At 72.8% G+C, this 22,415-nt stretch carries 21 protein-coding genes and 3 pseudogenes; 9 read left to right on the top strand and 15 right to left on the bottom strand.

Features of this window, described 5'->3' with window-relative positions; genetic code table 11:
* Window positions 1–102 precede the first annotated feature (102 nt).
* The 6 genes from ABZT17_RS35850 to ABZT17_RS35875 form a co-directional block, all read right to left on the bottom strand.
* Window positions 103–315, bottom strand: a complete 213-nt coding sequence (locus ABZT17_RS35850) for a hypothetical protein (RefSeq protein WP_356355378.1) — start codon at window positions 313–315, stop codon at window positions 103–105.
* A gap of 203 nt (window positions 316–518) precedes the next feature.
* The gene (gene otnI / locus ABZT17_RS35855; protein ID WP_356355380.1) at window positions 519–1,331 is read right to left on the bottom strand and encodes a 2-oxo-tetronate isomerase; all 813 of its coding nucleotides are present in this window, start codon (window positions 1,329–1,331) and stop codon (window positions 519–521) included.
* A gap of 82 nt (window positions 1,332–1,413) precedes the next feature.
* Window positions 1,414–2,097, bottom strand: a complete 684-nt coding sequence (locus tag ABZT17_RS35860) for an aspartate/glutamate racemase family protein (protein WP_356355382.1) — start codon at window positions 2,095–2,097, stop codon at window positions 1,414–1,416.
* Window positions 2,098–2,217: 120 nt separating this feature from the next.
* Complete coding sequence (locus tag ABZT17_RS35865) at window positions 2,218–3,081, bottom strand: class II fructose-bisphosphate aldolase (RefSeq protein WP_356355384.1); 864 nt, start codon at window positions 3,079–3,081, stop codon at window positions 2,218–2,220.
* Window positions 3,081–4,529 carry a four-carbon acid sugar kinase family protein gene (locus ABZT17_RS35870; RefSeq protein WP_356355386.1) on the bottom strand — a complete coding sequence of 483 codons (1,449 nt, stop codon included), beginning with the start codon at window positions 4,527–4,529 and terminating at the stop codon, window positions 3,081–3,083. The genes ABZT17_RS35865 and ABZT17_RS35870 overlap by 1 nt, the downstream gene beginning before the upstream one ends.
* Window positions 4,530–4,882: 353 nt before the next feature.
* Window positions 4,883–6,493: an MFS transporter gene (locus ABZT17_RS35875; RefSeq protein ID WP_356355388.1), complete on the bottom strand. Its 1,611-nt coding sequence runs from the start codon at window positions 6,491–6,493 to the stop codon at window positions 4,883–4,885.
* Window positions 6,494–6,633: 140 nt separating this feature from the next.
* Between ABZT17_RS35875 and ABZT17_RS35880 the strand changes: the two genes are divergently transcribed.
* A complete protein-coding gene (locus tag ABZT17_RS35880) occupies window positions 6,634–6,756 on the top strand; it encodes a TetR family transcriptional regulator (RefSeq protein ID WP_356355390.1) in 123 nt (40 codons plus the stop codon).
* A gap of 28 nt (window positions 6,757–6,784) precedes the next feature.
* Complete coding sequence (locus ABZT17_RS35885) at window positions 6,785–7,027, top strand: hypothetical protein (protein WP_356355392.1); 243 nt, start codon at window positions 6,785–6,787, stop codon at window positions 7,025–7,027.
* 180 nt (window positions 7,028–7,207) lie between these two features.
* Here the strand turns inward: ABZT17_RS35885 and ABZT17_RS35890 are convergent.
* Window positions 7,208–7,621: pseudogene (locus tag ABZT17_RS35890) on the bottom strand (TetR/AcrR family transcriptional regulator); the annotation flags it as partial.
* Here ABZT17_RS35890 and ABZT17_RS35895 point away from each other — a divergent pair.
* From ABZT17_RS35895 to ABZT17_RS35905, 3 genes and pseudogenes are all read left to right on the top strand, one after another.
* A pseudogene (locus tag ABZT17_RS35895) lies at window positions 7,610–7,726 on the top strand (fumarylacetoacetase); the annotation flags it as partial. The pseudogenes ABZT17_RS35890 and ABZT17_RS35895 sit on opposite strands and share 12 nt — an antisense overlap.
* A 125-nt stretch (window positions 7,727–7,851) precedes the next feature.
* Window positions 7,852–8,904, top strand: a pseudogene (locus ABZT17_RS35900) (FAD-dependent monooxygenase); the annotation flags it as partial.
* 206 nt (window positions 8,905–9,110) lie between these two features.
* Window positions 9,111–10,835 (top strand): SulP family inorganic anion transporter, encoded by a 1,725-nt coding sequence (locus ABZT17_RS35905; protein WP_356355394.1) that lies wholly within the window; start codon window positions 9,111–9,113, stop codon window positions 10,833–10,835.
* Between the two features lie 41 nt (window positions 10,836–10,876).
* Here ABZT17_RS35905 and ABZT17_RS35910 read toward each other — a convergent pair whose 3' ends face one another.
* Window positions 10,877–11,680, bottom strand: coding sequence for a 2-phosphosulfolactate phosphatase (locus ABZT17_RS35910; RefSeq protein ID WP_356355396.1), 804 nt, complete (start codon window positions 11,678–11,680; stop codon window positions 10,877–10,879).
* A gap of 237 nt (window positions 11,681–11,917) precedes the next feature.
* On the opposite strand from ABZT17_RS35910, the gene ABZT17_RS35915 reads away from it, so the two are divergent.
* Complete coding sequence (locus ABZT17_RS35915) at window positions 11,918–12,268, top strand: metalloregulator ArsR/SmtB family transcription factor (RefSeq protein ID WP_356355398.1); 351 nt, start codon at window positions 11,918–11,920, stop codon at window positions 12,266–12,268.
* A gap of 24 nt (window positions 12,269–12,292) precedes the next feature.
* Here the strand turns inward: ABZT17_RS35915 and ABZT17_RS35920 are convergent, their stop codons facing one another.
* The 3 genes from ABZT17_RS35920 to ABZT17_RS35930 all read right to left on the bottom strand — a co-directional run bounded on the left by ABZT17_RS35920 (window position 12,293) and on the right by ABZT17_RS35930 (window position 14,518).
* On the bottom strand, window positions 12,293–13,096 hold the full coding sequence (locus ABZT17_RS35920; RefSeq protein ID WP_356355400.1) for an SDR family oxidoreductase: 804 nt from the start codon (window positions 13,094–13,096) through the stop codon (window positions 12,293–12,295).
* Window positions 13,093–13,290: a zinc-binding dehydrogenase gene (locus ABZT17_RS35925; protein ID WP_356355402.1), complete on the bottom strand. Its 198-nt coding sequence runs from the start codon at window positions 13,288–13,290 to the stop codon at window positions 13,093–13,095. Before ABZT17_RS35925 ends, ABZT17_RS35920 begins: the two co-directional genes overlap by 4 nt.
* Before the next feature lie 118 nt (window positions 13,291–13,408).
* A complete protein-coding gene (locus ABZT17_RS35930) occupies window positions 13,409–14,518 on the bottom strand; it encodes a winged helix DNA-binding domain-containing protein (protein WP_356355404.1) in 1,110 nt (369 codons plus the stop codon).
* Between the two features lie 169 nt (window positions 14,519–14,687).
* On the opposite strand from ABZT17_RS35930, the gene ABZT17_RS35935 reads away from it, so the two are divergent.
* Together ABZT17_RS35935 and ABZT17_RS35940 are read left to right on the top strand one after the other, a co-directional pair.
* Complete coding sequence (locus ABZT17_RS35935) at window positions 14,688–15,398, top strand: type 1 glutamine amidotransferase (protein WP_356355406.1); 711 nt, start codon at window positions 14,688–14,690, stop codon at window positions 15,396–15,398.
* A gap of 270 nt (window positions 15,399–15,668) precedes the next feature.
* Window positions 15,669–17,225, top strand: coding sequence for an amino acid permease (locus ABZT17_RS35940; RefSeq protein WP_356355407.1), 1,557 nt, complete (start codon window positions 15,669–15,671; stop codon window positions 17,223–17,225).
* 24 nt (window positions 17,226–17,249) lie between these two features.
* Here ABZT17_RS35940 and ABZT17_RS35945 read toward each other — a convergent pair whose 3' ends face one another.
* The gene (locus ABZT17_RS35945) at window positions 17,250–18,593 is read right to left on the bottom strand and encodes a hypothetical protein (RefSeq protein WP_356355408.1); all 1,344 of its coding nucleotides are present in this window, start codon (window positions 18,591–18,593) and stop codon (window positions 17,250–17,252) included.
* Between the two features lie 113 nt (window positions 18,594–18,706).
* Between ABZT17_RS35945 and ABZT17_RS35950 the strand changes: the two genes are divergently transcribed.
* Window positions 18,707–19,981 (top strand): molybdopterin-dependent oxidoreductase, encoded by a 1,275-nt coding sequence (locus ABZT17_RS35950; RefSeq protein WP_356355410.1) that lies wholly within the window; start codon window positions 18,707–18,709, stop codon window positions 19,979–19,981.
* Between the two features lie 316 nt (window positions 19,982–20,297).
* Here ABZT17_RS35950 and ABZT17_RS35955 read toward each other — a convergent pair whose 3' ends face one another.
* Genes ABZT17_RS35955 through ABZT17_RS35965 form a run of 3 tightly spaced genes read right to left on the bottom strand, consistent with a single transcriptional unit; the run spans window position 20,298 to window position 22,377 of the window.
* Window positions 20,298–21,047, bottom strand: a complete 750-nt coding sequence (locus tag ABZT17_RS35955) for a class I SAM-dependent methyltransferase (RefSeq protein ID WP_356355412.1) — start codon at window positions 21,045–21,047, stop codon at window positions 20,298–20,300.
* On the bottom strand, window positions 21,044–21,667 hold the full coding sequence (locus tag ABZT17_RS35960; RefSeq protein WP_356355414.1) for a DUF2064 domain-containing protein: 624 nt from the start codon (window positions 21,665–21,667) through the stop codon (window positions 21,044–21,046). The genes ABZT17_RS35955 and ABZT17_RS35960 overlap by 4 nt, the downstream gene beginning before the upstream one ends.
* A complete protein-coding gene (locus ABZT17_RS35965) occupies window positions 21,664–22,377 on the bottom strand; it encodes a glycosyltransferase family 2 protein (protein ID WP_356355416.1) in 714 nt (237 codons plus the stop codon). Before ABZT17_RS35965 ends, ABZT17_RS35960 begins: the two co-directional genes overlap by 4 nt.
* Window positions 22,378–22,415: the final 38 nt, after the last annotated feature.

Here is a 22,415-nt window from a genome sequence, read left to right on the forward strand (position 1 = left end):
GGCGACAGCCGCGGGCCGCTGATCGCGAACCGGGCGAGGGAGCCCGTGAGATGCAGCCGCCCGTCCAGCCGGGAGTGCAAGGCGGTGGAGTGCGCCGCCTGGCTACCGGGGTGAGAACTCGAAGAGCTCGCCCTTGATCGAGTGCGTCTCGCCGGGCGTGGCTTCCCAGACGCCCGTCTTGATCGTTTCGCCGCGGGCGGCGTCCTGGGCCCAGGTCCTGTACGTCGGGTTGCCGGAGATCAGGCGTTCCGGCAGCGGGCCGGACTCCTGGGGCGCGAAGGAGGGGTCGGGATCGATGGTCTTCAGGAGCGACATTTCTTTTCCTCTACTGGATGTGGCAACGACGAACAACGGGAGCGGAGATACGGGTGTCACCGGGCCGGGGCAGTGCCGGACGATCGGCATCGAGGTGTCCTGCGAGTATTTCTGGCGCCCCGCACGGAGCCCACGCGTGATCTGTCCGTCGCGGGCACGATGTTCGGACGTTGTGTCAGGCGGTGGCCGGAGTGGTGAGGTGCTCATGCGTTCTCCCCTCGCCGGCTCCGGTGGTCGTGGAGCCAGCGGAGACCTTCGCTGGTGCCGGCGCGGGGCCGGTACTCGCAGCCGATCCACCCGTCGAAGCCCAACTCGTCGACCACGTCGAACAGATGGCGGACGTTGAGCTCGCCCCGGTCGGGCTCACCCCGGTCGGGCACGCCCGCGATCTGCAGATGACCGACCCGGCCGGTCGGCAGGTCGCGGCGCAGGGTCGTGGTGAGGTCGCCCTCGACGATCTGGCAGTGGTAGAGGTCGAGCTGCACCTTGAGATGCGAGGCTCCCACCTCCCGCACCACGGCGTGCGCCTCGGCCTGGGTGCTCAGGAAGTACCCGGGCATGTCACGGCCGTTGATCGGCTCGATCTGGATGTCGACGCCGGCCGCAGCGGCCCGCTCCGCGGCCCAGGCCAGGTTGGCCAGGTAGGTGTCACGGTGCTCGGCCCGCTCGACGGGTGGCGCGTCCGGCCGGACCAGCCCGGCCATCAGGTGCACCCGCGGACAGCCCAGCGCCGCCGCGTACTCCAGCGCCCGGTCGACCCCGGAACGCACCTCCGCCTCGCGTCCGGGCAGTGCCGCCATCCCGCGCTCCCCGGACTCCCATGCTCCGGGAGGGGCGTTGAGGAGCACCTGCTCCAGGCCGTGGTCGTCGAGCCGGCGGCGCAGCTCGGCGGCGTCGTACGCGTAAGGGAAGAGGTACTCCACGGCCTCGAAGCCGTCGGCCGAGGCCGCGGCGAAGCGGTCGAGGAAATCATGCTCGGTGTACATCATGGACAGGTTCGCTGAGAACCTCGGCATGCTGGCTCCTGTGTTCCGGCCGGGGACGGCCCAGAGCAGTGGTCTGGTGGTGTGGAAGGCTCTGGCTGTGGCACGAACAGGTTCAGCCCGCCTGCTCGTTCAGCACACGCACCGCGTCCTCCGCTCCGCTGCGTGGGCTGGAGAGCACGGGCTTGCCCACGGCATCGGCGATCGCGGGAGCCAGCCGTGCCATGGACGCCTGGGCCAGCACGATCACGTCGACCTCGGTGGCCAGCGCCCGTGCCCCGTCCAGCACCATCGCGTCGTGGCGGTCGCGGTCACCGGACGTCAGCACCGAGAAGGCGCCCTCGCAGAGACGTTCCTGGACGGTGATGTCGCGACCGGCCGCCCGGGCCTTCTCCTCGACGAGGGCACGGGTCGGCGGCAGCGTCGTGGGGACCGTGGCCAGGACGCCGATGGCGGCAGCGGTCTCGACCGCTGCCGCGGTCATCGCGTCGTCGATCTTGACGATCGGGACGGAGACCAGGCGTCGGGCCACGTCGATGGCCGGACCGACCGAGGAGCAGGCGGAGAAGACGACATCGGCCCCCGCGGCCTCCGCGGCCTGGGCCAGGTGCACCATGCGCTGCGTGCTGGCGGGCGAGACCTCGCCGTCGCGCACCACGGCAGCGAGCACGTCGCTGTCGACGAAGTGCAGGACCTTGGCGTCCGGCGCGAGTTCCGCGAGGTGTTCGTTGATGACCGAGTCGGGGTTGATGAACAGCAGGCTGGTGTGCAGCACAGCTATCGAGGCAGTGGTGGACATGGTGTCTCCTACGAGGTTCCTACAGGTGAGGTATCGGGCCGCGCGCCGGTGCGGGCACGAGAGCACGAGTCGAAACGGTGCGGTCCAGGTCGGCGGGGCCGAGTTCAGGCCGAGTTCGGGTCAGGCGTCTCTCGCTTCGGCGTGAGGGCCGAGGCGGCTGATGACATCCAGGGCGGCCTCCCGGACCGCGTCGCGGCCGGCCGCCCACAGGGAGACGACGTCGGAGCCGGGCAACGCGGACGGGAGGGTTACGCGAGTGGCCTCCAGATAGGCGCGGCGCAGTTCGGCGTTGACGTTGACCTTGGCGATGCCTCGGGCGAGGGCGCCGTGCAGCTCGTCGACGGGCAGACCGCTTGTGCCGTGCAGGACGAGCGGGACCGGTACGGCCTCGTGGATCGCGGCCAGCCGCTCCAGGTCCAGGCGGACCGGGTGCCTGGTGAAGCCGTGGACGTTGCCGACGGCGACGGCGAGCGCGTCCACGCCTGTCGCGGACACGAATTCGGCCGCCTGCTGCGGATCGGTCATCGCGGCGGCCTGCGCGACGGCGTCGGTGGAGACGTCCTCGTCGCCCGGCAGGGCACCGAGTTCGGCCTCCACCCAGGCACCGTGGCTGCGGGCCCGGCGGACCGCCTCCTTCGTCAAGGCGATGTTCTCGGCGAACGGCAGGTGGGAGCCGTCGACCATGACGGAGGTGTAGCCCGCCTCCAGGCAGACCGTGATCTCGTCCAGGTCCCGGCTGTGGTCGAGGTGCACACCGAGAGGGGCCGTGGAGCGTGCGGCGGCGTCCAGCGCCAGCCGTATCAGGGCCTCGCGCCCTGCGTGCTTGAAGGGACTGGAGCCCGCCTGGATGATGATCGGCCGTCCCGCGGCCTCGGCGGCGGCCGTGACGCCCTGGACCGTCTCCAGGTTGTAGGCGACGAACCCGGGCACGGCGTGACCGGCGGCCGCTGCCTCCTTCAGGGCATCGGTTCCGTGCAGCAGCATCAGGCACTCCTGAGCAGGTCGAGGGCGTCGGCGAGGGCGTCGGCGCCCCCGACGTTCCCGGCGAAGACGATGTAGGGGATGCCGGCGGCGGGGCCGTCCACCGGCTCCCAGAGCGAGACGATGCCCGGCAGCAGCGTGCCCCGGGCCCAGGCACGGCGAATCCGAAGGCCGTGGGTGGCGGTGTCGCTGGAGGTGATCCCGCCCTTGGCGAGGACGAAAGCGGGCCGCCGCGACGCGTTGACCTGGCGCACGGCCTGAACGAGCGCGGCGGAGACCCGGCGCGAGATCGCCAGACTGTCGTCCGCGTCGGCACCCGTGACCAGCACGCGCGAGGTACGGATCACCGCGTCCGCCGAGTCCAGCGCACCGGCGGCCGCGGCCGCGACCTCGGCGATGTGGGCGTCACGTCGCTCCTCGTCGAGCAGCAGGGCCACGTCCAGCTCGTACTCGGCGATCCCACCTCGCTCCCGCAGCCGGTCCAACTGCCGTGTCGTCAGAGCGACATGAGACCCCACGACGATGAGACCGTGCGGTGCGTCGCCGCGCAGCGGGCGCAGTTCGGCCGGGGTGAGCGGTGCCCGCGCGGCCTGTCCGGCGCGGGCCCTGACGAAGGACGGCCCGACCCGGTACACCAGCCGCGTGCCGTTCACCTCCGCCTCCGCGAGTGCCAGGGCCAGCACCCGCAGATCGTCGTCGCACACCGCGTCGACCACGGCCGTACGTCCGCCGCGCAGCGAGGACAGCAGCCGCGCCGTGTGCGCAGGGCCGCCGCCGCGCAGGTCGTCGAGGGTGACGCGCAGAACCTCGTCGGCGGGGATGCGTCCGCCCGTCTTCTCCTCGACCCACTCGGGCAGCGAGGAGCTGCGGTAGCCGAAGGTGGCGTCGCGGGCGAACTCGCTCTCGCCGACCGGGAGCAGTCCGTCGGCGGTCCGCATCCAGTGGCGGGAGCCGACGGTCAGCCGGCCCGCCTCGATGTAGGCGGGAACCAGCACCACGCCGTCCGGAGCACCTGCGCCCAGCTCCGTCAGCTCCTCCGCGAGGACATCGGTCTCCAGCGGGAAGTGACCGCGAAGCGTGGAGTCCCCGCGGCTGGCCAGGACGTAGCCGGTGCCCTCGGCCGCCGACGCCGCGTGCAGGGCGCGGACGACCTCGCGGTTGCGGGCGGCCGCGTCCTCGGGGGACAGGCTGCGGGTGTTGGTGAGGACGAAGAAGACGGCGCTGTCCTGGCGCAGCGCCCAGCGCAGGTCGTCCACCGTCCAGGACGTGAGGACGGGCACGTCGGCGACCGTCTGGGTGCCGGTCGGATCGTCGTCGAGGACGACGAGACGGGGGCCGCCGGATATGCGGGCGGCCACTTCCGAGGCGCTCACCTCGTGGACTGGAGGCAGCCCTTCCAGCACCGCTGCCTCGGGGAGGGGCCCCGTCTGGGCATGAAGGGGTGGGGACATGGCGAATTCCTGCTCTGTTACCAGTGGTTGAGGGGGAACGTAGGTCGAGGTCGCGCCTGATCACGTCACACCAGGGCTTGACCGGGTCCCACGAAGGCCGATTCCAGCAGCGGGCCGGGCAGCGCGTCCAAGACGCAATGCCGATGTTCCTTATAAGGTCGCCCTATAAGGTGGCTTTTGCTGCGGTTCCAAGCAGCTCCGTCTTACGCCAAGAAGGACAGTGCCGGTTGTCCCCGTCCGGCACCGTCCGAGGGCGTGCGCCGCTCAGGCACACCCCGTTCCTGGTGGGGGAGGCCGGAACGGGTGTCCGGCCTCCGGTCCGCGGCCCGTGGGCCGGCTGGCTGGCGTGGGGATCAGGCGGCGCCCACGGTCTCGGTCCGCTCCGACTGTTCCGGCAGGCCCTGGGGCCGCTTCGCCGTCCGGCTCCGGCCGGGCAGGACCGCGATGACGATCAGCGTGCCTGCGCCCATGATGATGCCGCCGATGAGGCTGGTGTGGGCGATGGCGTGGGCGAAGGACTCGTGCACCGCGCCGAGCAGGGTCTGGGCCTGCTCGGCGCCGCCCCGGGGGTTCTTGGCGACCTGTCCGGCCACGGCGATTCCGCCGCCCACCGAGTCCTTGGCGGTGTCCATCGCGGCGGCCGGCAGCTGCCCGCCGACCAGGTCGGTCAGCTTGTCCTTGTAGGAGGTGGCCAGCAGCGAGCCGAGGATCGCGATGCCCAGGGAGCCGCCGAGTTCCAGCGCGGTGTCGTTGGCGCCGCCTCCGACGCCCAGTTCCGACTCGGGGAAGGAGCCCATGATGGTGTCGGTGGCCGGGGACAGGCTCAGGCCGATCGAGAAGCCCAGCATCACCAGCGGTGCGATGAAGTCGGTGTACGTGGAGCCCGATCCGACGCGCGTGAGCAGCAGGACGCCCGCCGTGCCGATCACCATGCCGACGCCGACCATCAGCCTCACGCCCAGCTTCGGCGCGAGCCTGCCGGTGACCCCGGCGCCCACGAAGACGGCTCCGGCCAGCGGCAGCAGCCGTATGCCGGTCTCCAGGGCGTCGTAGCCGAGGACGAACTGCAGGAACTGGGTGGAGTAGTAGATCGAGCCGAAGGTGCCGAAGAAGAAGAACAGCACCGCGAGCATCGACCCGTTGAACGGGCGCTCCTTGAACTTGCGCACGTCCAGCATGGGGTTGGGGTGGCGCAGCTCCCAGGCGACGAAGGCGAGCAGGCCGACTCCGGCGACGGCGGCCGCGGCGATCGGGCCGGCGCCCCAGCCGAAGTGCGGGCCCTCGATGGTCGCGTAGACGAGGGAGCCCACCGAGACGATGGAGAGCAGACCGCCCACGTAGTCGATGCGGCCCAGGTCGGTCGCCCTGGACGGCGGGACCAGCACCAGCGCGCCCACGACGCCGAGGACGGCGACGGGCACGTTCATCAGGAAGGTGGAGCCCCAGGCGTGGGTTTCCAGCAGCCAGCCGGCGGCCAGGGGGCCGGCGGCGATGGCGAGACCCGAGGTCGCGGACCAGGCGGTGATGGCCCTGGCGCGCTCCGGCCGCGGGAAGATCGCCACCAGCAGGGAGAGCGTGGCCGGCATGACGACCGCCGCGCCGACGCCCATGATCGCCCGCGCGGTGATGACCAGGTCGGTGTGGTGCACCAGACCTCCCATCACCGAGCCGCCGGCGAAGATCAGCAGGCCCAGTACCAGGGCCCCGCGGCGGCTGTACTTGTCGCCGATCGAGCCGAGCACCAGCATCAGCGCGGCGTACGGGACGGTGTAGCCGTCGATGACCCATTGCAGGTCACTGCTGCTCAGGCCCAGGTCCTTCGTCATGTCGGGGGCGGCCACGATCAGCGAGGTGTTCGCCATCACCACGATCAGCAGGCTCAGGCAGAGCACCAGCAGGGCCCACCAGCGCCGGGGATGGGGCGCGGTCATCTGCTCGGCGGGTGTGTTCGGAAAGAGCGGCATCGGAAGCTCCTCGGCAGGTGGCGGCTTTAATTGCCCATGGATGTGCAGGCTATTTTATTGCACATCAATGTGCAACTATCGGTTCGCCTCATCGCCTCATCGCCTCATCGCCTCATCGCCTCATCGACCGGAGGTACGCCATGGGTGACATCGCCCAAGCGGCCGGCGTCGTACGGCGCACGCTGTACGGCCACTTCAACGGCCGGGCCGCGCTGGTGGAGGGGCTGGTGGAGGACGCCGCCAGGCGCTGGCGCGCTTCGTGACGAGGTCCTCGCCCCCGCGCGGGAGGTGGTGGCGGAGATCATCGCCCGCGGGCAGCGGCAGGGGGTCTTCCAGGCCAGCGTTCCGCCCGGCCCGCTGGGCCGGGCGCTGGAGGGGCGGCTCGTGGGTCTCCTGGAGTGCGTGAAAGCCGGGACCTGGACGGACGACGGTACCTGTACGGCGACCGTCGCCCTGATCGCGATGGGCGTGGACGCCGGCCGCGCCGCCGCCTGCGTCCGAGAACTGGGCGACCCCGAACGCATCGGGGCCTGAGTGCTCGTGCCGATCGAGGCGGCTCGTGCGGAGAGCCTTACGACGGGGTCGACGCCGCCTTCACCGGCGGCTCGGTCACCTTCCGTCCGAGCTTGTCGTTCACGGCGTAGTGACGGTGGGGCACGTCACGCCACATCACATCACGTCACGCCACGTCACGCCACGTCACGTCGGGTCACGTCAGGTCAGGTCGGGAAGTGGGCGCCGGGCGACCTCGTGGGCGTCGTCCGGCGGGAGTCCCAGCACGCGCAACACCATCTCGGCCAGGTCCACCGCGGCTTCGTCGCCGTCCAGATCGGGGCGGGCGAACCTGAGTTCCACCAGTGACAGCAGTGTTCCGCCGAGTGCGGACAGGGCCACCGCCGGGTCGACGGCGGTGAAGCGGCCCGATGCCGTGCCGATCTCGAGGTCGCGCAGTGCTCGCCGGCTCAGCCCGTTGACGGAGTGGATGTGGCCGAGTCCGCGCCGGCGCAGGACCTGCATCACCTCCGGGTGGGAGTCGGCCATCCGGGCGCTGAGCCTGAAGCCCGCCGCGACGAGTTCCGCCGGGTCGTCGATCCCCGTGAGGTGCTCGTCGAAGTTCTGCCCGAACTCACCGTCGTAGAGGACCGGGACCTGCCCGCGTACCTCGCCGGACTCGTCATCGCCGACGACGTCAGCGCGCGTGATGTGCAGCTGACCAAGACGCAGTTCTACCTCTGATCTTGGCCAGTGCTCCGCCCTTCAGGGCGGGGGTGTAGGCCGTCTTTGGGGCGGAGGCGCGAAGCGCCGGAGTGCTCTGCGTCTTCGGGGTGACGGTCAGACGGGACGTTGCTGGTTTTCGATGTAACGGCGCCAACGGCCTGACCCGCGCCAGCATCGGCGCCGTCTGGGAGGACCTGCGCTTCGAGGAGCGCTGGACCGTCATCGACGTGCGGACGACGGCCGAGGTGCGCTGCTGGGAAGGCGTCGACCAGGTCTGCGACCCCAGGCGGCCCGCCACGTTCATGCGTGTCGGGCAGGACCGTTACCGCTGGGAGTTCCGGCTGCGTGACGGGCAGGAGCCGGTCCGTGAACTGATCGCGCCCTGGCTGACGCCGTCCTTCGACGGTGACTTCGAGGTCGTCCGCGAAATGCGCTACACCTTCCGGGCGCGGGTCGCCGACCGGTGGCGCGGCGGGCGGGTCTTCCTCCTGGGCGATGCCGCCCACCTCACCCCGCCCTTCATCGGCCAGGGCCTGTGCTCGGGCCTGCGCGACGCCCACAACCTCACCTGGAAACTCGCCCGTATTCTGCGACAGGGCGCGGACGACCGGCTGTTGGCGACCTACGAGAGTGAACGCAAGCCACACGCACGCCATGTCGTACGGCTCGCGGTCGCCCTGGGCTGGGCCATGACCGGTGGCCAGGACGGCGCCGCCGCGGTGCGCCGCAGACTGCTGGCCGCGGCCTGCCGGATACCCGGCCTCACCGCTGCGGCCGGCCGCGACCTCAGCCCGCCCCTCACCGCCGGGCCCCTCGTCCGGCGCCGTGTCCGCGGAGGTCTGCCCGGCACCCACTGCCCCCAGCCGTGGGTTCTCGACGGCGGACGGCGCGCCCGGCTCGACGAGGTGCTCGGCGACTCCTTCACGATCCTCACCGCGGCCGAGCCCTCCCCGTCCCTTAACGCGCTCGCCCGCGGGCTGGGCGTCCGGACCTTCCCCGTGGCCGGCCTCGGCGACGACGGCACGCTGGCCGCCTGGCTGCGCGCCGGCCGGGCGGACGCCGTCCTGCTGCGCCCCGACCGCGTCGTGCTGGACGTCGTCCCGGCCGGTGGCCGCGACTTCACCGACACCGCGGCCTGGGCATCCCTCCTGTACACCACACACGGCGCGGAACGCCGGGGCCGGTCGGAGTGACGGCCCCGCGGCCCGGGACCGTCACGCCGACCGGCCCCTGTTCGAAGCGGCCCCCGGGCCGCCGGAGGCCGGGAGCGCCTGATGCGGAATTGCGTAATTTAGCAATTGGTTAGATGCTGTGTTGGCAGTGCTCGCAAGTGTGGAGGCCGAGAGGGTGTGACCGAACTGCTGCAGACACGGCTGGGTGCGGCGGAGGTCGTCCCGCGATGATCACGGCATTCCGCCGGGCGTGGGCCCGGACGGCCGCTCTGCTGCCCGGCCGCACCGACCTGGCGGAGATACGGCGTGATCCGCGCCGGGACCTGCTGGCCGGGCTGACCGTCGCGGTCGTCGCTCTGCCGCTGGCGCTCGGTTTCGGTGTCTCCTCGGGGCTGGGCGCGGCGGCCGGGCTGGCGACCGCCGTCGTCGCGGGCGCGGTCGCCGCGGTCTTCGGCGGCTCGAACCTCCAGGTGTCCGGCCCGACCGGCGCCATGACCGTGGTGCTGGTGCCGATCGTGGACCGGTACGGCCCGACCGGGGTGCTCACCGTCGGGCTCATGGCGGGCGTGATGCTGGTCGGCCTCGCGGTGCTGCGGGCCGGGAAGTACATGCGGTACCTGCCCGCCCCGGTCGTCGAGGGCTTCACCCTCGGTATCGCCTGTGTGATCGGTCTCCAGCAGATCCCGAACGCCCTCGGCGTGCCCAAGCCGGAGGGCGACCGGGTGCTGGTGGTGACCTGGCGGGCGGTCCAGGAGTTCGCCGGGTCCCCGAACTGGACGGCGGTCGGCTTCGCGGTCGCGGTCGCCGCGGTGATGCTGATCGGAGCCCGGTGGCGGCCGACCGTCCCGTTCTCCATCCTGGCCGTGATCGCCGCGACCGTCGTCGCGCGGCTCGCGCACCTGGACGCGGCGAAGGCGATCGGCGACCTGCCGTCCGGGCTGCCCGTACCGTCCCTGTCCTTCCTGGACCTCGGATCGCTCGGCACCCTGCTCTCCCCGGCGGTGGCGGTCGCGGCGCTCGCCGCGCTGGAGTCCCTGCTGTCCGCGTCCGTGGCCGACGGGATGACGGTGGGTCAGAAGCACGATCCCGACCGGGAGTTGCTCGGCCAGGGGCTGGCCAACATCGCCGCCCCGCTGTTCGGCGGCGTCCCCGCCACGGGCGCGATCGCCCGCACCGCGGTCAACGTCCGCACCGGCGCGAGCTCCCGCCTGGCCGCCCTCACCCACGCCGCCGTCCTCGCGGTGATCGTCTTCGCCGCGGCGCCCCTCGTGGCGAGGATTCCGCTGGCCGCGCTCGCCGGTGTGCTGCTGGCGACGGCGATCCGCATGGTCGAGGTGGGCTCGCTGATGGCCATGGCGAGGGCCACCCGGGCCGACGCGCTCATCCTCGTCCTGACCGCCGTGGCCACCCTCGCCCTGGACCTGGTCCACGCGGTGATCATCGGGCTGGTCGTCGCGGGTGCCCTGGCCCTGCGTGCCGTCGCCAGACAGGCCGGCCTCGACCAGGTGCCGCTCGACCCCGGCGATCACGGCGCCGAGGAACACGCGCTGCTCGCCGAGCACATCGTCGCGTACCGCATCGACGGCCCGCTGTTCTTCGCCGCCGCGCACCGCTTCCTGCTGGAGCTGACGGAGGTGGCCGACGTACGCGTGGTCATCCTGCGGATGTCGCGGATCTCCACGATGGACGCCACCGGGGCCCTGGTCCTCAAGGACGCCCTGGAGAAACTGCGCCGGCGCGGCATCCTCGTCCTGGCCTCCGGCATTCGCCCCGGTCAGCTCCAGGTCCTCGGCTCCGTCGGCGCACTGGAGTTGCTGCGGCACCAGGGACGGGTCTACGACAGCACGCCCGAGGCGATCCGGGCCGCGCGGGACCACCTGGCCACGGCCGGTGTCCTGGTGGACGCCCCGCCCCGGCCGGCCGGAGCGGCCGGCGGGAGAGCGGTCCGCTGAGCACCCGCAGCCCGTCCGTGCGGCGGGGTATGGGCGCGGGGTCAGCCCGGTCCGAAGGCTCCGTCCCCGGCCCGTGTCGGGACGTGCGCGCAGGTGTTCGTCTCGCAGGCGATCGCCACGTCCTCGGCGAAGCCGCTCGCGGCCAGCTGCCGACCGGAGGTGCTGGTGGCGATCGCGTGGGCGAGGTCGGCGGTGCCCTCGTAGGCCTCCTCCGCCGCGGCGGCCTCCGGGGAGAGCGGGCCGGTGCCCCGGGCGGACATCGCGGAGACGAGGGCTCCCGCACCGAGCAGGTCCTCCACCGCGGGGCGCGGCGAGCCGTCCGGCCACCGCTCGCCGGCGGCGATCACCGCCACGGGGCGCTCGGGGGTGCCGTAGCCCAGGGAGACGAGCCGGGTGGCCACCGCGGCGCTGTTGCGCAGACAGGCGGCGACCACGCGTACCTGGGCCGGTGCGGCCGCGGCGATGGTCGCGCCGTTGGGCGAGGGCAGCACCAGGCGCGCCACGAAGGGAGCGGCGCACAGCTGGGCGGGGGAGAGGGACCACGGGGTCGCGGGGGTGACGTCGTGGCGGTGGGCGGCCGCCCGGGCGCCGGACCGACGGGCGTACCCGGCGGCGGCCTCGGTGGCGCGGGCGCGGTCGACGTCGGTCGCGGTCCCGCCCGGCCACCAGAAGGGCAGGACGCGGATCCCCTTCTCCACGGCGACGCTCACCGCCGTGGTGAACGACAGCACGTCGACGACCACCAGACAGGCCGCGCCGCCGACGAGGCGATGCGCGCCGCCGGGACCCCAGCCGAGGCGGACACCGGTGCCGGGCCCTCCCGACCGGTCCCCGTCGTGCTTCATCTCCGTCGCACTCCCTCCGGCCGGGTGAACCTCCCTCACATGACCTCAGTAATTGCTAATATTAGCAATTACTGAGGTCATTACGGTCGAATTCGACGGCTCCCGTCCCCGTGCGGATTCGGTCCTGCCGCTGCCGCAGGCGAGGATGGGCCGCATGTTCTTGACGAGTGGGTGGATGCGATGCGCCGAGGCCCGGCCGGTGGGGCCGTGCCGACGCACGGGGGAGGGGACGGCCCGGTGAGTACGCCGCTGTACCAGCTGAAGGCCGAGTTCTTCAAAACCCTCGGCCACCCCGCGCGCATCCGCGTCCTGGAGCTGCTGAGCGAGCGCGAGCACGCGGTGGCCGAGATGCTGCCCGAGGTCGGCATCGAGGCCGCGCATCTCTCCCAGCAGCTGGCCGTGCTGCGCCGGGCCAACCTGGTCGTGACCCGCAAGGAGGGCTCGACCGTGTACTACTCGCTGACCAGCCCGCACATCGCGGAGCTCCTGCGGGTGGCCCGCACCATCCTGTCCGGGGTGCTGGCCGGACAGGCCGAACTCCTCGCCGACCTCCAGGCCGCGCAGGGCGAGGCGAAGCCGCGGTCGTAGCGCGGCCCCCCCCGCAGGGGCGGCCTACGCGAAACCGCCGTTGCTCTGCAGGAGCTGGCCGTTGATCCACTGGCCCTGGGGCGAGCAGAGGAAGTCGACGAGGTGGGCGGTGTCCCGCGGGGTGCCGAGGCGGTGGAGAGGAGTCTGCCGGAGCACGGAGGCGCGCCCTTCGTCGGTCATCCACCCGGTGTCCACCGGCCCCGGGTTGATCACGTTGGCGGTGACGCCGAGGTGGGCGAGTTCGTGTGCGGCCGCCAGGGTGATGCGGTCCAGGGCGCCCTTGCTCGCGCCGTAGGGAAGGTTGTCCACGGTGTGGTCGCTGGTCAGGGCGATGATCCGGCCGCTGCCCGGGGTGCCGGCGAAGCGGCGGCCGTACTCGCGGATCAGCAGCCAGGTGGCGCGGGCGTTGACCGCGAAGTGCCGGTCGAAGCTTTCGACGGTGGTGTCGAGGAGACCCGAGTCGACCGACTCGCAGTGGCACATCACCAGGGCGGTGACACCGCCCAGACGGCGTTCGACCTCGTCGAAGAGGCGGCCCGGGGTCTCCGGATCGGCGAGATCCGCCTCTACGGCCGCGGTGGCGGCGCCGTGTGCGCCGAGGGACTCGGTGATCGTGGCGGTCGCGCCGGCCTCCCGGCCCCAGGTCATCCGCTCGTCGTACGGCGTCCAGCAGGTGAAGGCGATGTCCCAGCCCGAGGCCGCCAACCGGCGGGCGATCCCCGCACCGATGCCGACGGTGCGGCCGACCCCCGTGATCAGGGCGAGTGGCCGGCCGGGGGAGAAAGACGGCTCTTCGTCGGGGTGTTGTCGCTCGGGGCTCTTCGTCACGGTCCGAGATCGTTCATGACCGGGGCGGGCGCGGCAACCGCATTTCCGTCCCGCACGATGACGACCAGCTTGCCCCGGGGGTGGCCCGACTCCAGGTGGCGTACGGCTTCGGCGGCCTCGGCGAGGGGATAGGTGCGGTCGATCACCGGTGCGATCGTCCCCGCGGAACGAGCCGCACGCCGGAGTCCGGCCACCGACGAGCCGGGAACGGTCGGGAACCGGTCGGTATGTCCACCGGCACGGCCACCGACCGGCCCTCCAGAAACCGCTGTTCCGGTAGGAGTGCGGCCGGCGGGGTGCCGGTGGCGGCGGTCAGCGGGCGGCCCCCAGGAAACGTCGGATGTACGCCGTCTCCGCCGCGATCCCCTCCGCCAGGCCGGGGTCCGGGTCCTCGTCGAACAGCGAGACCGCGGCGGCGCCGTCCTTCCCGCGCCAGGCCCAGGTGCCGTACGCGAGACCGTCCATGAGCACCGTCGGACGGATCTGACCACCACCCGGCCAGACCTGCCGCTCGTGCTGCGAGGGCACCGAGAGCGAGCGGGAGCGGTAGCCGAGGAGGTAGTTGTCGTACGCGGGAAGCAGCCGCACATCGGGCGGGCCCTCGCCCGGCGGCCCGTCCGCCTCCCCGGCACGCTCCCCGGCCGTCTCCGCGAGCAGCGCGCATCGCCCGCCCGGCACCTCGCACTCGACGAGGCGCCCGGCCGCGCCCAGCGCGCGCCACACCCGGCGGGCGGCCGACAGCGGCAGCCCCGACCAGGTGGCGAAGTCCTCCGGCGCCGCCGGGGCGTAGGCCCGCAGATAGCGCGCCGCCAGCTCGGTCTCGGCCTGCTCGCCCTTCGGTCCCCGGCTTCGTGCCGGCAGCCAGTCGGGCAGCAGGACGAAGGCGGCCTCACCGCCGAGCTCCGGGCCGTGGCAGACGACCCCGCGGAGCGCGGCACGCCGGATGAGATGGAAGGGAGCCTGTCCTTGGGAGGGAAGCCCGCGTTCGGCGAGGCGGCCGGTCAACGCGGCACGGGTCGCGGGCCCTTCGGCGAGGACCTTGGTGAACTCGGCCTCCGCGCGGGCGCATACGTCCTCGTCCAGGCCCAACTCCCGGTGGCGGCGCTCGCTCTGCCGCAGGAACACCGGACCGAGGAGACCGAGCAGCCAGGGCACATCCGCGGCCGGGACCAGCTGCAGCGTGCCGCGCATGAACCAGCCCCGTACGATGCTCCGCTCCGCCTCGGCGGCACGGCGTACCTGGGCGGCGGTCACGTCGGTGGCCCGCACCCGAATCCCCAGGGCCGCGGCCGACGTGTCCTGCGCCTGCACCGCGACCACCCGCTCGACGACCTCGGCCACCGAACCGTGGCGCACGCCCCCGCCCAGCCCCTGACCACGAGCGCGCAACGCCCGCGCCTCGCCCGCCCGCAGAGATCGCATACCTCCGACCGTACCCCGGACCGTACCGGTACTCACGGGCTCTTGTTTGAGGTCAAATGTTAAAGTCGGGTCGAGGCTCGCCAGGACTCCAGCCTCACGCTCCCCTCCCCTCCCCTCCCCTTCCGCCCCGCCCTCGCCGGAACCCGGCCCGAGCCAAGGAGCACCCGCCGTGCGCGCACTCGTCGTCCAGCACGACCATGTGACCGAACCGGGGCTGGTCGGCGCCCGCCTCAGGGAACGTGGCTACGACCTCACCGAGGTGACGGTCGTGCCCGCGGACCGTCATCACACCCCGGACGTGACCTTCGACTTCCCCGAAGCGGCCGAGTGGGACCTCGTCGTCTCGCTGGGCGCCCCCTGGTCGGTGTACGACGAGAGCGCGATCGGCAGCTGGATCGGCGGCGAGCTGGCGCTGCTGCGCAAGGCCCACCACCTCGGCATCCCCGTGCTCGGCGTCTGCTTCGGCGCCCAGGCGCTGACCACGGCCCTCGGGGGCGGCGTCGAGCGGTCCGCGCGCCCCGAGATCGGCTGGACCGAGATCGACACCCACGATCCGGCGCTGGTGGGCCGTGGCCCCTGGATGCAGTGGCACTACGACCGCTGCGTCCCGCCGCCCGGCGCGGAGGAGGTGGCACGCAACGCCGTGTGCGTACAGGCGTTCCGGCTGGGGCGGAGCCTCGGAGTGCAGTTCCACCCGGAGATCACGCGGTGGATGCTGGAGGGCTGGCTGGCCGAGGGGGGCGCCGAGGAGTGCGCGCAGCAGGGCGTGGACACCGCTGAACTGCTCGCCCGCAGCCGTGAGTTGGAGCCGAGGGCACGGGACAACGCCCGCCGGCTCGTGGACGGCTTCCTCGACCGGGTGGCGGGCGTGACGCACTGACGGGAGGCGCTGCACGACCGCGGCGACCACCTCCCGGCCCGGGGCGATGGTTCGACGATCAACATCTGCAACAGGAACGGTCTTGTCAGCGGGCCCTTCCGCGCGGTCTACTCCTCGTCCAAGGGCACGAGCGTGATGTCGCCCCGCGAACCGCGCGAGCCCGCGCACATGGCCCCGCTGTGCCGTCTCCCACCTCCTCGACCCACCCGCAGCCGTACCCCTTCCCCCCGCGCCCCCTCCCCGTTCAGCAGCCCGTCAGAAGGGGTTCCCATGGCTTTCGACAAGGTTGAGCAGGCCGAACCGGCCGGTACCGCACCAGCCGGCGTGAGCGACGACGAGGCCCGCCTCCACGAACTGGGCTACGCCCAGGAGTTGGAGCGCAGCATGTCGGCGTTCTCCAACTTCGCCGTCTCCTTCACGATCATCTGCATCCTCTCCGGATGTATGACCCTGTACGGCTTCGGCATGAACACCGGCGGCCCGGCGGTCATGGTGTGGGGCTGGCCGATCGTCGGTCTGTTCACGCTCACCGTGGGACTGGGCATGGCGGAGGTCTGCTCCAGCTATCCCACGGCCGGCGGCCTCTACTACTGGGCTGCCAAGCTCGCCAAGACCAACGGCCCCGCCTGGGCCTGGTTCACCGGCTGGTTCAACTTCCTCGGCCAGGTCGCCGTCACCGCCGGCATCGACTTCGGCCTCGCCCAGTTCCTCAACGCCTTCCTGGACCTCCAGTTCGGCTTCGCCGCCACCCCCGGCCACACCGTCCTGCTGTTCGGCATCACCCTCCTCGTCCACGCGCTGCTCAACGTCCGTGGCGTCAAGGTCGTCGCCCTGCTCAACAACATCAGCGTGTGGTGGCAGGTCATCGGCGTCGCGATCGTCGTCCTGGCCCTGGCGGTCTTCCCGGGCAAGCACCAGTCCGCGAGTTTCGTCTTCGGCCACTTCGTCAACAACACCGGCTGGGGCTCGGGTCTCTACGTCTCCCTCCTCGGCCTCCTGCTCGCCCAGTACACCCTGACCGGCTTCGACGCCTCCGCCCATATGACGGAGGAGACCCATGACGCCGCCCGTTCCGGCCCCCGCGGCATCGTCAACTCGATCCTGGTCTCCCTGGTGGCCGGCTGGATCCTGCTGATCGGCGTCACCTTCGCCATCCAGAGCTACAGCGGCGCCCTCGGCAGCAGCACCGGGGTACCCCCGGTCCAGATCTTCCTCGACGCGCTCGGCGCGACCGGCGGCAAGCTGCTCCTGCTGATCGTCATCGGCGCCCAGTTCTTCTGCGGCATGTCCTCGGTGACCGCCAACTCCCGCATGATCTACGCCTTCTCGCGCGACGGCGCCCTCCCCGGTTCCCGGATCTGGCACAGCATCAGCGAACACACGCGCACGCCCACCAACGCGGTCTGGCTCGCCTCGAGCGGCGCCTTCCTGCTGGGCCTGCCGTACCTGATCAACCCGACCGCGTACGCGGCCGTGACGTCGATCGCGGTGATCGGCCTGTTCATCGCCTACGTCATCCCGATCTATCTGCGGCTGCGGCAGGGCGATGCCTTCGTCGCCGGACCCTGGCAGTTGGGCCGCTGGAGCAAGCCGGTCGCCGTCACCGCTGTGGTCTGGGTGGCGTTCGTGACCGTCCTGTTCATGCTCCCGCAGGTCAGCCCGGTCACCGCGACCAGCTTCAACTACGCGCCGGTCGCCGTGGCGGTGGTGCTGGGCTTCGCCGGCGCCTGGTGGGGCCTGTCCGCCCGCACATGGTTCAAGGGACCCAAGGTCCAGGGCAGCGCGGACGAACTCGCCGCCATCGAGCGTGACTTGATGGGCGGCTGAGCGCGCCCCGCCGGCCCGGTCGGCTCACCAACCGGTCAGCAGAAGGTGGTTGAGGAGCAGCGCGAGCAGGGCCTGCGCGGTCAGCCAGGCGCGGGGGCGGGACAGCAGGGCACAGGCCGGGAGCAGCCACATCGCGAACGGCAGCCAGATGCGTTCCGTCTCCGCCTTGCTCATCCCGGACAGATCGGCCACCAGCACCGACAGGACGGCGGCGGTGACGAGCAGCGCCAGACGGATCTCCTCGGTGGACGCCGTACGGGGCGGGGCCAGGACGGCGCCGGTGCGCCGCAGCCCCGCCGCCGTCGCCAGGCCCGTGATCAGCACGGTGCACGCCAGGTTGGCCCAGACCCAGTAGCCGTAGGGGCGAATGCCGCCGACCCCCTGGTAGTAGCGGGTGACCAGCAGCCGGTAGCCCTCCCACCAGTCGAACCCGGCGAGGGTGAACACCGCCGGCACCACCGCCGCGCCGGCGAGCAGCAGCACGAGGACCGGCGGCCGTTCGCGGACCCTGTGCCGTCCGATGACCAGCACCGCCGCCCCGGTCACCGCGAACAGGGCCAGGCCGTACGAGAGATAGCAGGTCAGGCCGTACAGCAGCCCGGCGCCGGCGGCCCAGGCCAGGGACCGGCCGGTGACCGCGAGCGCCAGCAGCGCCACCGACCAGGCGGCGACCGCCGCGAAGTAGCCGTCGGCGGAGACGCCCACCCAGACGGCGGCCGGGGCGAGCACCAGGAAGGGCGCCGACCGGCGGGCCAGGCGTTCGCCGGTGAGTGCGCGCAGCGCCACCAGCACCGCAACACACGCCGTCGATCCCACGGTGACGCACCAGGCGCCCGCCCAGCCGCCGCCGCGCAGGCCGGCCCGGTCCAGCAGCACGAAGGTGAGCGTGGCCGCCGGGGGGTGTCCGGCGATATGGGCGGGCCAGGGCGCGGGGGAGCCGCTGACGATGTGGTGGGTGAAGTCGCGCAGGGCCGCGGGGATGTCATGGAAGCGGCCGACGACCGTGAGGTACTCGTTGCGGGCGGTGAGGCGGCCGGCCACGCCCCGCTGCCAGCCGTCGACCAGGGCCAGCGACCAGGTCCACGCCAGGGCCGCGCCCCAGGCCGCGCCGAGCAGCCCGCGCCAGGGCAGCCGTACGGCGAGCGGCGGGCCGTACGCCACCACGCCCGCCGCCACCAGTACGGCGGCCGGTGTGCCCGGGCCCAGATGCGGGTCCCAGTGGGCGAACAGCGGGGGCCAGCGCACGAACAGGGTGCGGTGGGTGTCCTGGATGTGCCGTCCGACCAGTACGGCGACGAGGACGAGCAGGGCGGCGGCCGAGACGGCGCGGAGGTCGGCGTACCGATCACGGCGGGGAGTGCGGGTCACGTCCGCACGCTAGGCCGATGGCCGGGCGGGGAACCGCGACAGCGGTCGGACGTCAGCGTTTCGTCATGGGTCGGGGGCCCTTTCCCCGGATGGTTCCGCCCTACCGTCGGATCATGCGAGACGACGACCCGCGGCTCCCCTCCTCACCCCGGCTCCCTTCCTCTCCCGGCTTCTGGCGCAGCCCCCTGCGCGGTACCTGGTTCACCTCGGTGCTCGGCCTGGTGCTGCTCGTCGGCATCACGGTGCTGTTCGTGACCGGGCTGGTGTCGTACGCCGCCTACAACCCGGGTCTGTCCCCGGTGAACGACCAGACCCCGGGCAAGGGGTTCCTCGGCTTCTATCTCTTCGCCTGGCCGACGAACCCGTACTGGCTGTACCGGCTCACCCAGGGGCTGCACGTCACCCTCGGCATCACCCTGATCCCGGTCCTGCTGGCCAAACTCTGGTCGGTCGTACCGAAGTTGTTCGCACTGCCGCCGGCTCGCTCGCTCACCCACGCCCTGGAGCGGATCTCGCTGCTGACGCTGGTCGGCGGCGGCCTCTTCGAGTTCACCACCGGGGTCCTCGACGTCCAGCTCGACTACGTCTTCCCGGGCTCCTTCTACCCCCTGCACTTCTACGGCGCCTGGGTGTTCTTCGCCGCGTTCGTGACGCACGCGGCCCTCAAGGCGCCCGCCGCCGTACGGGCCGTGCGCGGGCGAGGACGGGAGCGGGAACGGGAGCGGGAGCGGGACGAGCTGGTCTCGCCGCGGCCGGAGGCGGCCACCGTCTCGCGGCGCGGGGCGCTGTGGTTCGTCGGGGCGGGCTCGCTGCTGCTGTTCGTCACGACGGCCGGGCAGAGCATCGGGGGAGCGCTGCGCCGTACGGCCCTGCTCGCGCCGCACGGCTGGGCCGATCCCGGTGGCGGACCGGGCGGCTTCCAGATCAACAAGACGGCGGCCTACGCCGGGATCGATCCGGCGGAGACCGGCGCCGAGGCATGGCGGCTCGTCGTCACGGGGCGCGACGGGCGGACGGTCCGGCTCAGCCGTGCCCAGCTCATCCGACTGCCCCTGTACAGCGAGGCGTTGCCGATCGCCTGTGTGGAGGGCTGGTCCACGGCCGACCAGTGGTGGCGCGGGGTGCGGCTGCGGGACCTCGCGGCCCTGGTCGGATACGACGGCGACCCTCCGGACGCGTTCGTCGAGTCCCTGCAGCGACACGGCGCCTTCCGCCGCGCGGCCCTGCGCGCCAACCAGGTGGCCGACCCGCGCTCCCTGCTCGCCCTGTACGTCAACGGCGAGGACCTGTCCCCCGACCACGGCCACCCCGCGCGGGTCGTCGTGCCCGCCGCGCCCGGCGTCCTCAACACCAAGTGGGTCGCCCGGATCACCTTCGGAGCCCTGTGATGCGCCCGCGCCCGCTTCCCCTCGGCAGCCCCCTCCAACTCCTGCTGCTGGTCTGCTCGTTCGCCCTGACCGTCTACGCCGGAGCGCGGCTGCTCGGCGACGACCCGCTGGGCGTGGCGCTCTGGCTGGTCGGGGCGGCCCTGCTGCACGACCTGGTGCTGCTGCCCCTGTACGCGCTGGCGGACCGGGTCCTCGTCCGCGGTCTCGACGCGGCCGGGCGCCGGGCGTGGGCCATGTACGTCCGGGTCCCCGCCGCCCTCTCCGGACTGCTGCTCCTCGTGTGGTTCCCGCTGATCGGCGGAGTGGTGGACGGGCGCTACCGCTCGGCCACCGGACGGTCGGCGGACGGCTTCCTCGTCCGCTGGCTGCTGATCTCCGCCGTACTCTTCGGCGGCTCGGCGCTGCTGCTGGCCGTACGGGTGCGCAGGGCGACGAAGCGGCGACCGCCGGCCGTCCACTGACCCGCCCGCTCCCAGTCGCGCGCGTACCGCAGCAGGGCAGGGGTGCCGACTCGCGCCCACGGGAACGCGCCACCGTCGTCCGGCCCGGGACCGGCGCCGACGAGCTGGACCCGGACCACCTCGTGGATGTCGGCCGGAGCCGTCTCGGCGATCAACAGGCCGCCGGGACGCAGGAGTTGAGCCGTCCGGTGCAGCAGGGCGCGCGGGTCCCCGCCGATGCCGACGTTGCCGTCCATGAGCAGGACGGTGTCCCAGCGGCCCTCGCCGGGCAGCGTCTCGAACACCGAGCGCCGCAGCGCCGGACCGCCGAGCCGCACCGTGTGGTCGACGGCGGCCGCGCTGACGTCGACACCGAGGACGGTACGGCCACGGCCGGCGAGCTCCGCGACCAGTCGGCCGGGGCCGCAGCCGACGTCCAGTACGGCGCCCTCGCACCGGTCCAGCACCGTCCGGTCGACCGGGTCGGCTCCCGCGCACCACCGCTCGACGTCCAGCGGCAGCAGCCAGCCGTCGGCCCGCCGCAGGAACAGCGGCCCGCACCCGGCCCGCAGAGCGGCCGCATAGGGGTCGGCCCCGGCCCAGGCGGTGACCGGCGGGGCGCTCACCGGTGCGTTCCGTCGGCCGGCGCGCACCGGGACAGGCGGGCCGCGAACCGGCCGCGTGGGGCCAGTGCGGCGACCGCGGCCGCGTCGGTGGCGGTGTCCACGTCTCGCAGCGTCGGCAGGTCGCGCACGCTCAGACCGGCCGTCACCAGGCGCCGGCGCTGGACGGCTCCCGTCCACGGGGTCGACATGGGCACCCCCCGCAGTAGCGCGGGGTCCGGCTCGGCCAGCCCCAGCGCCCAGAAACCGCCGTCCTCCGCCGCGCCGAAGCAGGCGTCGTATCCGGCGAAGTCGACGGAGAGCAGCTCGGGGGTCACCTGCGGGGTGTCCATGCCGATGAGCAGCGCCGGACCGTCGCAGTGCGCGAACGCGTCCGCCAGCCGCTCGTCGAGACCGCCCGCACACTGCCGTACGACGTCGAAGCCGGGTGGCAGCCAGGGGCCGGGCCTGCCGTCCAGGACGAGGAGCCGACGGGCGGCGGGGGCGGCGGCGACGGCGCGCAGGGTGTCGCCGAGCGCAGCCTCGGCCAGGGCCGCGGCCTCGGCGGGACTGAACGGCGGGGTCAGCCGGGTCTTGACCCGCCCCGGCAGCGGTTCCTTGGCGATGACGAGCAGTGTGGTCATCGCACGGCCCTCCCGGCGGCCGGGGGCTCCGCCAGCACCCGGCTCATGTCCCGAACGGCCTGCCAGGTGCCGCGCCAGGTGCCCGTCACCTTGGAGGCGCCGGTGCGCGGCAGATACGGCACGTCGTGCTCGCCGATCCGCCAGCCCGCGTCGGCCGCGCGCACCACCATCTGGAGCGGATAGCCGCTGCGCCGGTCGTCGAGGCCGAGGGAGAGCAGCGCCTCACGGCGGGCGGCGCGCAGCGGGCCCAGGTCGTGCAGCCTGAGCCCGGTACGGCGGCGCAGCAGTCGCGCGAGCGCCAGGTTGCCGGCCCGGGCGTGCGCGGGCCAGGCACCGCGGCCCCGGGCGCGCCGCCGCCCGAGCACCAAGTCGGCCTCCCCGGAACGGACTTCGCGCACGAAGGGCACGAGCAGCGCCGGGTCGAGGGAGGCGTCGCAGTCGCAGAAGCAGACGATGTCGGCGGTGGCGGCGGTCAGCCCGGCGTGGCAGGCGGCACCGAAACCGCGGCGCGGCTCGTGGACGACGGTCGCGCCGAGCGAGCGGGCGATCTCCGCCGAGCCGTCGGTGGAGCCGTTGTCGACGACCAGGGCCCGCCAGCCCGCCGGGATCCGTTCCAGTACCCAGGGCAGGGCCTCGGCCTCGTCGAGACAGGGGAGCACCACGTCCACGCCGGTCGGTGCTGAGGGTGATGAGGTGGTCACGAGGATCACCCTACGAACGGGAACCCGGCATATCGGACGCTCGCTCC

Source organism: Streptomyces sp. NPDC005648 (genome assembly GCF_040605395.1).
Lineage (GTDB): Bacteria > Actinomycetota > Actinomycetes > Streptomycetales > Streptomycetaceae > Streptomyces.